This is a genomic window from Rhizobium sp. Root483D2 (assembly GCF_001426685.1).
Classification (GTDB): Bacteria; Pseudomonadota; Alphaproteobacteria; order Rhizobiales; family Rhizobiaceae; genus Pararhizobium; species Pararhizobium qamdonense.
Genome location: NZ_LMFB01000044.1, coordinates 274,427 through 287,318 on the forward strand (window position 1 = coordinate 274,427; position 12,892 = coordinate 287,318).

At 62.4% G+C, this 12,892-nt stretch carries 12 protein-coding genes; 3 read left to right on the forward strand and 9 right to left on the reverse strand.

The genetic code is table 11. The annotated features are described in order from the left end of the window. Positions 1-106 precede the first annotated feature (106 nt). Together ASD32_RS28505 and ASD32_RS28510 are read left to right on the forward strand one after the other, a co-directional pair. Positions 107-337 (forward strand): hypothetical protein, encoded by a 231-nt coding sequence (locus ASD32_RS28505; RefSeq protein ID WP_060641379.1) that lies wholly within the window; start codon positions 107-109, stop codon positions 335-337. A gap of 10 nt (positions 338-347) precedes the next feature. Continuing rightward, entirely contained in the window at positions 348-560 is a 213-nt protein-coding gene (locus tag ASD32_RS28510; protein ID WP_060641380.1) for a DUF6434 domain-containing protein, read from the forward strand. 10 nt (positions 561-570) lie between these two features. Here the strand turns inward: ASD32_RS28510 and nadC are convergent, their stop codons facing one another. Together nadC and ASD32_RS28520 are read right to left on the reverse strand one after the other, a co-directional pair. Beyond that, positions 571-1,479, reverse strand: a complete 909-nt coding sequence (gene nadC / locus ASD32_RS28515) for a carboxylating nicotinate-nucleotide diphosphorylase (RefSeq protein ID WP_060641381.1) — start codon at positions 1,477-1,479, stop codon at positions 571-573. A gap of 166 nt (positions 1,480-1,645) precedes the next feature. Beyond that, a complete protein-coding gene (locus ASD32_RS28520; RefSeq protein WP_060641382.1) occupies positions 1,646-3,244 on the reverse strand; it encodes an L-aspartate oxidase in 1,599 nt (532 codons plus the stop codon). Here ASD32_RS28520 and ASD32_RS28525 point away from each other — a divergent pair. Beyond that, a complete protein-coding gene (locus ASD32_RS28525) occupies positions 3,237-4,196 on the forward strand; it encodes a hypothetical protein (protein WP_210171123.1) in 960 nt (319 codons plus the stop codon). The two genes, ASD32_RS28520 and ASD32_RS28525, sit on opposite strands and share 8 nt — an antisense overlap. Here ASD32_RS28525 and nadA read toward each other — a convergent pair. From nadA to recO, 7 genes are all read right to left on the reverse strand, one after another. Next, complete coding sequence (nadA, locus tag ASD32_RS28530; RefSeq protein WP_060641384.1) at positions 4,180-5,259, reverse strand: quinolinate synthase NadA; 1,080 nt, start codon at positions 5,257-5,259, stop codon at positions 4,180-4,182. The genes ASD32_RS28525 and nadA overlap by 17 nt on opposite strands. 169 nt (positions 5,260-5,428) lie before the next feature. After that, positions 5,429-6,673, reverse strand: coding sequence for an MFS transporter (locus ASD32_RS28535; RefSeq protein ID WP_060641385.1), 1,245 nt, complete (start codon positions 6,671-6,673; stop codon positions 5,429-5,431). 228 nt (positions 6,674-6,901) lie between these two features. Next, positions 6,902-7,747 (reverse strand): MOSC domain-containing protein, encoded by an 846-nt coding sequence (locus ASD32_RS28540; protein ID WP_060641386.1) that lies wholly within the window; start codon positions 7,745-7,747, stop codon positions 6,902-6,904. Positions 7,748-7,828: 81 nt separating this feature from the next. Next, positions 7,829-8,485, reverse strand: coding sequence for an HD domain-containing protein (locus ASD32_RS28545; protein WP_060641387.1), 657 nt, complete (start codon positions 8,483-8,485; stop codon positions 7,829-7,831). Positions 8,486-8,524: 39 nt separating this feature from the next. Then, complete coding sequence (locus tag ASD32_RS28550; RefSeq protein WP_060641388.1) at positions 8,525-11,386, reverse strand: DUF2339 domain-containing protein; 2,862 nt, start codon at positions 11,384-11,386, stop codon at positions 8,525-8,527. 183 nt (positions 11,387-11,569) lie between these two features. Continuing rightward, positions 11,570-12,079: a PaaI family thioesterase gene (locus tag ASD32_RS28555; protein ID WP_060641389.1), complete on the reverse strand. Its 510-nt coding sequence runs from the start codon at positions 12,077-12,079 to the stop codon at positions 11,570-11,572. Continuing rightward, positions 12,076-12,840 (reverse strand): DNA repair protein RecO, encoded by a 765-nt coding sequence (recO, locus tag ASD32_RS28560; RefSeq protein ID WP_060641390.1) that lies wholly within the window; start codon positions 12,838-12,840, stop codon positions 12,076-12,078. Before recO ends, ASD32_RS28555 begins: the two co-directional genes overlap by 4 nt. Positions 12,841-12,892: the final 52 nt, after the last annotated feature.

A 12,892-nucleotide genomic window follows, 5' to 3' on the forward strand; every position in this document is an offset into this window, starting at 1 on the left:
TTCAAATCCAACCGTTTAAAACCCGGCTTATTTGCGCCAACACTGTCCTATAGGTAAAGGTTCCAGAACGGCAATTCACAAGCGCTGTGCGATAAAGGAAGCACCCATGACGATGATCGCTCTTCTCCTTGCGGGTACGCTTTTGACGGCACCTGAGGACAAGCCGGCCATCCCGAATTATTTCGATGGCAACGGCGCTACCGGCCAACCGGTGATCTCAGAGTGCAATCTCACCAGCGATGACGTGAATGGCCAATTCAAAACCTGCCGTTACGATTGCGGCAAGACGCTGACCATTGGCGCACATGTGGTCTGCCCCTTCATCTTGCAGCGGTAGGCGTTGAGCGATGACGGCTTTCGATTGGCATGCCGATGCAATTAGCCGCGATACGCCGGTAACACCGGCCTATCGCAACACCCAGAATGTCCGCCGTTTTTTGACCGCAGAATGCGGCGCGGGCTTTGTGTTCGACCGCGCCTTCATGGCCTTTATCAAGGACGGCACGGAAAAGACGATGGGCGACGTCGCCGACGAATGGACACGCCGTCACGCCGGGTGACGCGTCTTTCCTAGCCGATGACCACGTCCAGCCCGATGTCCAGCGTCGGGGCGGCCATGGTGATCTTCGAGGTCGAGATGTAATCGACGCCGGTTTCGGCAATGGCGCGGATGGTCTGGATATTGACATTGCCGGAGGCCTCCAGCCTGGTCCGGCGCGGATCGGCGGCATAGGCCTCGGCTGAGAGCTGCCAATGGGCGGCATTGAGGGCAACGGCCTGGCTGAGCAGATCCGGCCCCATATTGTCGAGCAGGATCACATCGGGACTGGCCGTCAGGGCCTGGCGCATCTGGTCGAGCCCATCCACCTCGACCTCGATCTTGACCAAATGGCCGCAATAGGCGCGCGCGGCATGGACGGCGGAGGCGACGCCGCCGGAGACGGCGATATGATTGTCCTTAATCAGGATCGCGTCATCCAGGCCATACCGATGGTTGGACCCGCCGCCGAGACGGACCGCATATTTCTCCAATGCCCTGAGTCCTGGAAGGGTTTTCCGCGTACAGCAGACTTTGGCGCGCGTGTGGGCGATCTCGTCTGCGAATTTCGCGGTATAGGTGGCGACGCCGCAGAGATGCATGAGGAAATTCAGCGCCACACGCTCGGCCGACAGGAGGCCACGGGCCTTTCCGGAGATGCGTGCCAGCGCCGTGCCGGGCCCGATCCGGTCGCCATCCGTCACGAAGGCCTCGAAGCGGATCGCCGGATCGATCAGGCGAAAGGCTGTCCGTGCAAGCTCCATGCCGGCGACCACGCCGTCTTCACGGGCGTTCATTGCCGCAGTTGCGGTCCTGTCCGGCGCGATCGTCGCATAGGTGGTGATATCACCGGCGCGGCCGAGATCTTCCAGAAGCGCCGCACGGACCTGGTCCTCGACCATCAGGGCGGGCAGTTCGGGGCGAAGGGCGGTTGGGGTCATGGCTCAATATTTCCGGTTTCGAACTGGGCGGCGTGCCTCTTCTCCTAAGCAGGGAGAAGTGCCGAGCGGATGCGAGGCGATGAGGGGGCGGCACGGCACATTTCGCGTGTTTGGCCCCCTCATCCGCCCTTCGGGCACCTTCTCCCCGTTGGGGAGAAGGGAAGTTCTACGTGCTTTCCATTTCAGTCACCTCCGCCACAACGCGGTCCGCGTCTGCAAGGGTCAGGAAGGTCCGGTGCTTCCATTCCGGGCGCGGGTCGGGGCAATCGGAGCGGTAGTGACCGCCCCGGCTTTCGGTGCGCAGGTAAGCGCCGGTGGCGATCAGCTTGGCTGTCGTAACGATATTGCTGAAGCGCAGCCGGGTGTTCTGGCGTTCCAGATTGGCGATCGCCCGGATGGCCTTGACCAGCGTCTCGCGGCTGCGGATCACGCCGACATGATCGCTCATGACATGGCGCAGCGCCGTCAGCGGCGGGCTGTCTTCCAGCGTAACCGGATCGTCGTTTTCACCGGCATTGTCGCCCCAGCCGGTGATCTTCGGCTCCGGCAGCATGCCCTTGATGTTTTCGGCAATGCGGGCGGCAAAGACCACTGCCTCAAGCAGCGAATTGGAGGCGAGCCGGTTGGCCCCGTGGACGCCGGTGGAGGTCACCTCGCCTGCGGCCCAGAGGCCATCGATCGAGGTTCGGCCTTCCGCATCGGTGAGCACGCCGCCCATATGGTAATGCACTGCCGGAACCACCGGGATCGGTTGCGTGACGGGATCAATGCCGGCCGACATGCAGGAGGCATAGACGGTCGGGAATGCCTGCGGAAAATGGGCGCCGACCGCCTTGGTGCAATCGAGAAATGCGCCGCGCCCGGCCTGAACTTCGGCAAAGACGCCGCGCGAAACGATGTCGCGCGGTGCCAATTCGCCGTCGGGGTGGATATCCAGCATGAAGCGCTCGCCGGCCGCGTTGATGAGGTGCGCACCGTCGCCGCGCAACGCTTCGGTTGCCAAAGGTGCGGGATCGCGGCCGATATTGATCGCCGTCGGATGGAACTGGATGAATTCCGGATCGGCGATGATGGCACCGGCGCGCGCGGCCATGCCGACGCCCTGGCCGCAGGCCTCGGTCGGATTGGTGGTGACGGAAAACAGATGGCCGACGCCGCCCGAGCAGAGCACGACGGCACGGGCCGGAAACGACACGCGCTTCTTCGACTGGCCCGCATCGGGGCGGGCGATGACGCCTGAAATGAACCGGCCCTGGCGCACCAGTTCCTCGACGACGTAACCTTCCAGCACGCGGATCGAGGGCGTGTTGCGCACGGCCGCGATCAGGGCTTCCATGATCGCCTTGCCGGCCATGTCGCCCTTGACGCGGACGATGCGGCGCTCGGAATGGGCAGCCTCGCGCGACAGGAGAAGCTGGCCCTCAAGGTCGCAATCGAACGGCACGCCGTAGCCGAGCAGGTCATGGATACGGGCCGGGCCTTCGGCCACCATCATCCGCGTCATCTTTTCATCGACGATCCCCGCACCGGCAATCAGCGTATCGGCAACATGCTTGTCGACGGTATCGCCAAGCCCCATGGCAGCCGCAATGCCGCCTTGCGCCCAGGCCGACGAGGCACCATGGCCAATGGGCGCGGCCGCCAGCACGGTGACGGGACGCGGGCTGAGTTTCAGCGCGCAAAAGAGCCCGGCCAGGCCACCGCCGACGATAACGATATCGTCAATACCATTGAAGGATTGCGGGCGGAAATGATCAGTGAGCATGGGTGCTGTCTCCGCTCCTGCCAGACCTGTGAGGACGGCAGGGATCGCGCCTTCTGCGCGGCTTCAGGGGCGCTTGCAAATCATACAAGCAATGGTAGATTTTTTCCGTCACCCACAACGCATGCGAAGGTTGAGCATGCAGCCACAGACCGATCCCGCACTCAGCGGATACAGCGCCGTCTTTGCCTGGCTGGCGGGCGCGGAGGGAGATACGTTCCTTGCCGCCATCGTCGTCGCCCTGCTTTCGGGCTCGATCGGCGCGTTGGGTTATTTCGGCAAGGTGATTCTGACGGCAATCGTTGCGCGCCGCGAAGACAGGAAACTGTTCCGCAACGCCACGGCTCTTTTCAAGAACGACGTCGTCATCCGCGGCCATGACTTCAAGAACAGCCACAGCGACGATGCCTTCGACATCATGGTTCAGCAGATCATCGATGGCCCGGACGACTTCAAGTTTTCCGTTCCCTCTTCGGACGATTCCGAGAGCGAGGAGATGATGAAATTCATCCACCGCATGCATCCGAACCAGGCACGGCTGATCCGCACATATATTCTCTACAGCAAGCTTCAGGGTTCCACGGCGGTGGTGCTGTCCTCCAGCCTCGCCGAATTTGACAAGCCGCGAAAGCTGCGCGCTCTGGCGAGCTACAGGGAAACGTCGCAACTCGTCGACTATCTGGGAATAAAAGTGCTCAAGGATTTGAACCGGGACTGGTGGGAGCCCCATCCAGACCACGTTTTCGATCATATTCTTGCCGAGATGACGGCCCTCGACACCGGCCGCAAAGCGTTTGTCGATATCAAGATGAGGCTGTTGCAGCAGGCACCGAAAAGCAGCCTGCCGGTTCAGAGCAACGGCGGTAGCGGACCCGACACGATAGACCTCCAGGACTTCATTAAAGCTGCTCATAAGATAGCAAACGCCTATCGTTCGTTCAACTCTTCAAATTGATCATGCGCTCGACTGCCAGCCTTGCGCGGCCGGCAATCGCCGGATCGACCAGGACTTCCTCCGTCATGAACAGCAGGCTGTCGAGGATCTTCGGCAGCGTGATGCGCTTCATGTGCGGACAGAGATTGCAGGGCTTGATGAAATCGACGCCGGTGATCTCGGCCTGGATGTTGGAGGCCATCGAGCATTCGGTGACGAGCAGCACGCGTGGCGGGCGCTTGTCCTTGACATAATTGATCATGCCGGCCGTCGATCCGGCGAAATCGCAGACGGCGATCACGTCCGGGTGGCATTCCGGATGGCCAATGATCTCGATGGTGGGATCGGCTTCCTTGTAGGCGAGCAGTTCGGCCGCCGTGAAGCGCTCGTGCACTTCGCAATGGCCCTTCCAGGTGAGGATCTTCTTGTTGGTCTGCTTGGCGACGTTCATGGCCAGATATTCGTCGGGGATGCACAGGACCGTGTCGCTCTCCAGGCTTTCGACCACGGCGAGCACATTGGACGAGGTGCAGCAGATATCGGTCTCGGCCTTCACGTCGGCCGAGGTGTTGACGTAGGTGACGACCGGCACGCCGGGATAGCGCTGCTTCAACAGGCGCACATCCGCGCCGGTGATCGATTCCGACAGAGAGCATCCGGCCCTGCCATCGGGGATCAGCACGGTCTTTTCAGGATTGAGCAGCTTGGAGGTCTCGGCCATGAAATGCACGCCGCACTGGATGATGATCTCGGCATCGACCTTGGTGGCGTCGCGGGCAAGCTGCAGGCTGTCGCCGACAATATCGGCAACGCAGTGGAAAATATCCGGCGTCTGATAGTTATGGGCGAGGATAACGGCGCCGCGCTCCTTCTTCAGCCGGTTGATGGCATGGACATAGGGCGCATAGACGGGCCATTCGAAGGCGGGCACGAACTGCTTGACGCGCTCGTAGAGATGGGCCGTCTCACGGGCGATCTCCGGCGTGAATGTCAGGTCCGGCCGCTCCAGGATGCCGAAACGTTCGGCGGCGGTTCTGACCGCGCCCGACGCTTCAAGGCTCACCGTGCTTTGTGCAATGGTCATCGTCCTGCTCCTCTTGCCGCCCCTCCGGCGGCAGACCTATTTTGCTCAAAATGAGCATAATAGCGTCAAAACAAAACCGGCATGGCCGGTGCATCAGATTTATAAGGTTTTGTGACGGTTTTCAAGAATGCCCTCCCGCTATTTCTGCGGGAAGGCAAAATTCATGCGTTCAGGCGATGGCCGGGCGGGCGACCGGTTTTTCCTGGATCGGCCAATGGACGATGGCGGCGAAAATGCCGAGCACCACGCCAAACCACCAGACCGGATCGTAGGAGCCGAAATGATCATAGAGATAGCCGCCCATCCAGACGCCAAGGAACGAGCCGACCTGGTGGGACAGGAACACGATGCCGCCGAGCAGGCCGAGATGGCGCGTGCCGAACATGATGGCGACGAGACCGTTGGTCGGCGGCACCGTCGATAGCCAGAGCAGCCCCATGACGGCGGCAAAGATGATCACCGATGCCGGCGACTGCGGCAAAAGCAGGAAGGCGGAGACGACGATCGAGCGGCCGATATAGATCCATGACAGGAACTGGGGCTTGGAATAGCGCTGACCGATAAAACCGGCGGCGAGCGACCCGATGATATTGAAGAAACCGATAAGCGCCAGCGCAATCACCGCATAGCGCGCATCGATACCGATATCGCCGATATAGGCCGGGAAATGCGCGGTGATGAAGGCCACCTGATAGCCGCAGACGAAGAAGCCAGTGATCAGCAGCAGGTAGCTCTTGTGACCCAGTGCTTCCTTCAGCGCCTCGCCGATCGACTGTTTGTACTGCGCTTCCTTCTGCGTGCCGGAGGATGAATTGCCGCGCAGCGGAATGGCAAACAGCGGCACGAGCAGCATCAGCGCGCTCATGTAGATCAGGCTGTCCGACCAGCCGAAGGCCGAAATCAGCCCCTGGCTCAAAGGCGCAAACAGGAACATGCCGGCAGACCCGGCGGCCGTGCAGATGCCGAAAGCCATGGAGCGCTGCTGCGGCGTGACGTTGCGGGCAAAGGCCGAGAGGAGAATGCCGAAAGAGCCGGAACCGACGCCCAGCCCGACCATGACGCCGCCGCCGATATGCAGCCAGATCGGCGCATCGGCATAAGCCATGATGATCAGGCCTGCGGCATAGACGAGGCCGGAAAAGGCCAGCACCCGCCAGGAGCCGTATTTATCGGCGATCGCCCCGAAGAACGGCTGGCTGACGCCCCAGGCGAGATTCTGGAAGGCCATGGCGAGACCGAACGTGGTGCGGTCCCAGCCGGTATCGGCAAGCATCGGCAGCTGGAAGAAACCCATGGCCGAACGCGGCCCGAATGTCAGAACGGCGATGAGGGAGCCGGCAATGATGATCAGCCAGGGCAGACCTGGATTGGCGGTGGGCGTCCGGGTTGTGGACGCGGTGGAAACGGCGGACATTCAGCGACTCCATAGAACGGGAGTTGCAATCTACGCCGCAGCACACGGTTAAAAAAGCGAAATAAAATGACCTTGCGATCAGCCGGATTGATGGATGACCGGCAGGGCTCAGTGGCGCGTGAGGAAACGGGTGCGGCAGTGCCGTTGTCAGCGAATCTTCAACGTCTTGAACCGGCAGTGAATTCCGGCAGACGAGCCGCGCGGTCGGACGCCACCTGGCGGATCGGACTACGCCCTGATCTTCATCGGCCACCGATCGCTGCGCTCCGTGACGATCCGCATTCCGTCGCCAAGATGGATGGTGCCCACGGTGCGTGGCACGGCATTCCAGCCGAACAGGACGCCGGGCACGCGGCGGTCGGCCGACATGCGCTTTTCAGCGAGCCCCTGGATCGGATTGCCGCCGATGCGCTCGCCGGTCACCTGGTCCTGCGTCGTCATGATGCAGCGGGCGCAGGGCTTGACGAGATCGAAGGTGATGCCGCCGATCTCGACGCTTTCCCAGACGTCTTCTTCCCAGGGCGCATCATTGTCGATGAGGATATTGGTGCGGAAGCGGTCCATGCCAACCGGCTCCTGCCCCTTTGCAACCAGCGTGACATTGAGATCGGCGAGCGACGCGGTGGTGGTGATCAAGACCGGAAAGCCATCGGCAAAGCCGACGGGTGCTGCCTCGCCTGCCCATTCCTCGCCCACCAGGCGTTTCGCCTCCTCGTCCATATGCACGAGCTTGACTGCGCGGCCGAACCAGCCGGACAGCGTTTCGTTGACGCTGTCTTCAGACACGGCGGCATTGACCTCGCTATCCCAGACGCGGACATCAAGCCGTCTTGCGGGATCAAACGTGACGTTTGCCGTGCGCGTGCCCAGGGTCAGATGCACGCCGCCGGTCACCGGCTTGGCCTCGACCTGCGCCAAAAGCTGCAATTCGCGTTGCGTGATAAATTTTCCATCGGGATCGACCAGCATGAAGCGCCGGTCTCCGGCCAGCCCGTCCTTTTGGACCGAAATCGAGGTCTGGGCGATGGCGCGGCCGCTTTTCAGTGGATGGATGTTGAGACCGGTCACCTTCATATCGTCACTCCCAGGCGTTTATAGTGTGATTCAAGCGCATCGCAGATTGATTCCGGCAAGCCGGACAACGCATTGTTCCAGTTAGATTTCTTCGAGCATCATGGAAAGCACCGTGCGCAGTCTTTCCTGCCTCTGCCTTGCCAGCGCGCGGCCGGCCGCCGTCTGGAAACCGTCCGTCAGCTTGAACAGTTTGGTTTCGAAATGGTCGATCGCAAAGGCCTTGTCGTCCAGCGGCCGGTTTTCCGCCAGCGGGTCCAGCGGATCATAGAGCCCGCTTCCCATCCGCCCGGCAATATAAAAGCAACGGGCAGCGCCGATCATGCCGATCGCATCCAGCCGGTCGGCATCCTGCAGGATTTTCGCCTCCAGACTTTCCGGCGGAATATTGGCGGAAAAGCTGTGGGTGATGATCGCATGCGCGACCGCTGAGATTTCCATGGTGCGCCAGCCCAGCGCATCCAGCACCTCGAAAGCCTTTTCCGCCGCCAGTCGCGACGCCCTCTCGCGATCCGGCGCATTCTTTTCCACCGCGACGCAATCATGCAGCAGGACGGCGGCCGCGATCAGCCGCAGGTCGCCGCCCTCGGAGCCATGGATGCGCAGCGCATTCTTCCAGACCCGGATGAGATGGGCGGCATCATGCGAGCCGTCATTGCCGGAGAAGGCATGGGGCAGCAACTGTTCCGCAAGGACCTGGTGAGGCGCGAAAGCGGCGGAAAGCAAGGCAGTTTGGCTCATGTCAAATCCATGCAGAAAGACCCGTTTCCCTTGATGGCGTCAGCCAGTCTGGCCAGACTGCGCCTCGATGTCCACCGGCGTATCCTGTTGCGATGTGGCCTTGCCCGACAGGATCTTCTGGTAGAACAGCCCGATGCCAATCAGCACGGCGCCAAGGCCGATGAAGGATAGGGCGCGCAGGAAGCCTTCAAGATTGGCCATGTCGATCAGGAACACCTTCAGCACCGCCACGAAGACCAGAACCGCCGAGGCGATGCGGATGCTCTTGGCATTGAAGCGGGAGCCCAGAACCAGGAGCAGGACGCCGAGCAGCAGCCAGACGACGGAATAGGTGTAGGTCTCGCCCGCCAGAAAACCCTTCCAGTCGGCAATGTTCTGGCCCTGCCAGAAACGGCGCACCGAGAGCGTCGCCCAGGCAAAGACGAGCACGGCGGCGGCAACGGCCAGCACCGTCACATAGGGCACGGGCCGCTTGCCGTTCGCGTACCAGGCAAGGCCGGCATAGCCCAATCCGGGCAGCAGATAGCCGATCAGCAACAGATCGAAGAACGGTATGGCGCCGAGCAGCTCGCCGCTGAAATAGGGATTGAGGCCGATCAGATGGGCGCCCAGGATCGACACGATCGACAGGACGCCGATGGCCATGCTGCCGTAGCGGAAGACCGGGCTTGGCGACTTGCGGTCGAGCGTCATCAGGATGGCGGAACCGCCTATGGCAAGCAGCGTGTAGATCGACTGTTCACCAAGCGTCGGTACGGCACTGTCGAGCACGCCGCCGTTCATGGCATGGCGCACGAGGATGGCGACCGTCAGAAGCACGAACAGGCTGGCCAGCGCCTGCAACAGGTTGCGCACGCGCAGATCCGGCCAGCTCCGGAGCTCAAAGGCGCTGAGCACAAGCAGCAGCGCCGGAATGCCGTAGCCGGCGAGAAGCGCGTTGAAGACCGGGGTTCGGCCAAGATTGAGCGCGCCGACAATGGTCGGCTCCCAGGCGATGCGGGCAAGGACGATGACAGCGGCACCCACCATCATCCAGGGCAATGCCGGCCAAACGCGCACCCGTGTTGCCGCAACATAGGCGGCGCCCACGAGTGCGATCAGGATCGTGGTCGCAAGACCGTCGGTCAACGCATGCAGCGCAATGACGATGAGGCCAAGAGAACCGGCGACCAGGAAGGCCTGCGGCAGATCGAGGCCCTCACCCTCCTTCTCCTTACGCGAAAACCACTCGGCGAGGCCGAGAAGGGTAAGGCCAGCTGCCAGCGCAAACAGGCCATGCGGCAGATCGAATGTCAGGTTGCCGGTCATCAGCAGCGACATGCCGGTGAGCGCGATCGGCACGATCGCCGCAATCGCGGCCCAGATCGTTGCCAGAGGCGGCCTGCCGTTTCGATGCCGCTGAATGGCGAAAGCGCCGAGCGCCACGAAGACGCAGGAAAGCGCCATCGCGGCCAGCATCGCGGTGTGGCCGGAAATCGCGAAGGTCACGATATGACCGGGAATGGTCGGGTCGATATAGGTCAACAGGCCGCTCAGCGCCGTCATGCTCCAGACACCGACAATGGCAACCACGGCCGACAGGATGGCGGGATAGACGGCATAACCGCGCGATGCGCCAAGGGCTGCAAGAGCGGTCACGACAAGGCTGAATTCGACCACGGGATAACCGGAGGCGGTGGCAAGCGGGCTGATCATCGCCAGCGCCGTCAGCAGCGCGGAAATTCCGGTGGTGACCGTGACGGCGGCAAAAGGCGGCGTCATGATGCGCTCAAAGGAGAAACGCGTATCCAAAAGTGGCTGACCGGTCTCTGCAGGCTCGTTTTCTGCGCCGTCAGCGAAACGGCCGGGCCAGATGAAGGCGATACCGGCGATCATGACCAGCATGATCAGGGTCACCGGCCGGGTTTCAAACGGTGTCGACGAGGCGATATAGGCGAGCGCCCAGAGGCTTAGGCCGATATTGGCCATGGACGGCACGACGGTCCAGCGGCGGATGCGGGCGGCGAGCAGAGTGGCAGTCCAGGCGACGGCGAGAAACCCGAACAGGCTCCAGGGGCTCGGGCTTTCGGACGAGACCAGCGCCGGGGTGATCAGCGAGGCGAGCAGTCCGAGACCGGCCAGCGCCTGCCCATGCAAAAGCGACAGACCGACGGTGGCGAGCGATACGATGGCCAGCAGCACGAAAGCCGTCACCGGCCCGATGAAACCATAGACACCATGGGCGGCATAGCAGACGCCGAACAATGTGACCGCGCCTGCAGCCGTCAAAATACCGGGGATCATCGCGTTCTGGAACGCATCTGCGACCAGGGGCACCGCGCGGCGGCGCACGAACTCCCCGATCGCCATCAGCACGAGACCGAACACGGCCGCCATGGACAGGCGCACGGCGGGGCTCAGCAATCCGGCGTCGATGGAATATTTGACCATGAAAACGCCGCCGAGCGCCAGCGCGATACCGCCGACCCAGACGGCCCAGCGGGCGCCAAGGCGGCTTTCGAGGCTTTCCTTCTGGCGGGGTACGACCGCATCGATGGCGGTTGTTGCACGCGCACGGGCGCTGACGGGTTCGCCACGCGATGCCTTTTCGACGGCGTCCTGGCTGGGTGGCGGTCCGCCGAAAATGGCATCGCCCTTGCTGATTTCAGACATCTGCCGGGTTTGAGACGGTGTTGCCTCCAGCGGCTCTGCCCCATCCTGCGGCTGAGCGGCGGCTTCAACATTCGCATCGGCGGCCGGGGCCGTATAAGCGGCGGGGGCAACCGGACGGACTGCCTCAAGCTGCGCCACCTGTTCCTTGAGCGCGGCGATCTCGCCATCCAGCCTTTCGGCAGTCTTGCGTCCGTTGAGAAGCGCTGCAAGCGCTAGACCAAAAGCAACGAAAGCAATGACTTCGAGCATGTTTTCTCCCAGGCACCTGGACCGGCGCAACGCTGCCGACCATACAGCTTTTCAATCAAAGGCCAAATCGGAGACGGCTGAGCCCGGCAATCTCTTCACGGGATAATTGCCAAATTTTGATCATTTCCGGATAAATCTTAGGGAGACTGCAACCGCACCCGGCCGGACGGGACCTGTAAGAGCCTATCGCATCAGGTTCTCGATCGGAAAGATCGCGCAGGTTTCCGTGCCATGTGCCAGAAGCTTGCCATTCCTGTCCGTCAGCCGGGCTTCCGAGGTGGCGAGCGTGCGGCCGCGATGGACGATCTTGCCTTCGCAGTAAACCTCCCCCATTCCAGGCAGCAGCGGGCGCACGAGATTGACCTTGAACTCGACCGTCGTATAGGCTTCGCCCGGCTTCAGCGTTGTCATCACGGCGCAGCCGAGTGCTGAATCCATGATCGTCGCCGCCCAGCCGCCATGCACGGTGCCGAGCGGATTGAGATGCTCGGCGGATGGCAGGCCTGTAAAGACCACCCTGCCCTCCTCGACCTCGGTCAATCCGAATTTGAGAGTCGCGGCCATCGGCGGTGCCGGGTGCACGCCCGCCAGCAGATCCCGCATCGCCTTCAGTCCGCCGTCGCGCGCCACAATGTCAAGCGGCACCGTGCCGATGCCGGACACGGTCATTCCGGGGTAGAGTTCGATGCTCATGCTGTCGGGATTCCTGATGGCGGGGGCGTGGCGCCTTGCGGCTTCAAGGCCTTGAGTGCGGCCTGGACGAAACCATCGCGGGCGGCTGAAAGGCCAAGGCCGCGCGGCTCGTAGACATGGCGGTGCAGAAAGAAGGCCGTCATGCGGAAGGCGGCGGCCAGGCTGTCATAATCGGCGGCACCGCCATCGGCCAGAAAACCCGGCAGCGCCAGCATCTTGCCGGCATAGGGCGCGCCCGCAGTGCGGCTGACGGCACGGCCGGATTTCGGCGAGACATAGATCAGGTCCTCGCGCGTGCCGGTTGCGGCACATTCGGCAAGGTCCAGCCCGAAGCCGAGATCGTTCAGGACGGCGATCTCGAAGCGGACGAACAGTTCGCCCGCGTCGCTCGGATCGTGCAGGTTTTCCAGGATGACATCGAGCGCTTCATAAAGATGCGGATGCGGATCGCGCTCGGGCAAAAGCCGCAGGAGCGCGCCCATGGCCTGGACGCCATAGACCGAGGTTGCCGCTTCCATCAGCCGGGCGGCGCGCAGCCGGACCGGCTCCATTTTGAATTCGCCGAGATGCTCGTCAAGCCGTGCGCGCCAGGTGACCTCGACCTCGTTGCCGGGCTGCAGCACCGGCTGCATCGTCCGCGACCGGCCACCGCGCACCAGCCCGAGATGGCGGCCGCGCGCACGCGTCATCACCTCGGCCACGACGGAGGTTTCCCCGTGACGCTTGACGCCGATGATGATGGCCTGATCGCTCCATTGCATGTCTTCAGTTTTACCCCTGGCGGCAGGCGAAGACAATCCGGACGAAACGCAG

What these genes read in the sequence shown, in the direction of transcription:
- nadA (WP_060641384.1), bottom strand. Translation starts at nt 5,259, where the DNA reads ATGACCATTGCACAAAGCACGGTGAGCCTTGAAGCGTCGGGCGCGGTC.
- ASD32_RS28540 (WP_060641386.1), bottom strand. Translation starts at nt 7,747, where the DNA reads ATGAAGGTGACCGGTCTCAACATCCATCCACTGAAAAGCGGCCGCGCC.
- ASD32_RS28510 (WP_060641380.1), top strand. Translation starts at nt 348, where the DNA reads ATGACGGCTTTCGATTGGCATGCCGATGCAATTAGCCGCGATACGCCG.
- ASD32_RS28545 (WP_060641387.1), bottom strand. Translation starts at nt 8,485, where the DNA reads ATGAGCCAAACTGCCTTGCTTTCCGCCGCTTTCGCGCCTCACCAGGTC.
- recO (WP_060641390.1), bottom strand. Translation starts at nt 12,840, where the DNA reads ATGCAATGGAGCGATCAGGCCATCATCATCGGCGTCAAGCGTCACGGG.
- ASD32_RS28550 (WP_060641388.1), bottom strand. Translation starts at nt 11,386, where the DNA reads ATGCTCGAAGTCATTGCTTTCGTTGCTTTTGGTCTAGCGCTTGCAGCG.
- ASD32_RS28520 (WP_060641382.1), bottom strand. Translation starts at nt 3,244, where the DNA reads ATGCTCACTGATCATTTCCGCCCGCAATCCTTCAATGGTATTGACGAT.
- nadC (WP_060641381.1), bottom strand. Translation starts at nt 1,479, where the DNA reads ATGACCCCAACCGCCCTTCGCCCCGAACTGCCCGCCCTGATGGTCGAG.
- ASD32_RS28535 (WP_060641385.1), bottom strand. Translation starts at nt 6,673, where the DNA reads ATGTCCGCCGTTTCCACCGCGTCCACAACCCGGACGCCCACCGCCAAT.
- ASD32_RS28555 (WP_060641389.1), bottom strand. Translation starts at nt 12,079, where the DNA reads ATGAGCATCGAACTCTACCCCGGAATGACCGTGTCCGGCATCGGCACG.
- ASD32_RS28505 (WP_060641379.1), top strand. Translation starts at nt 107, where the DNA reads ATGACGATGATCGCTCTTCTCCTTGCGGGTACGCTTTTGACGGCACCT.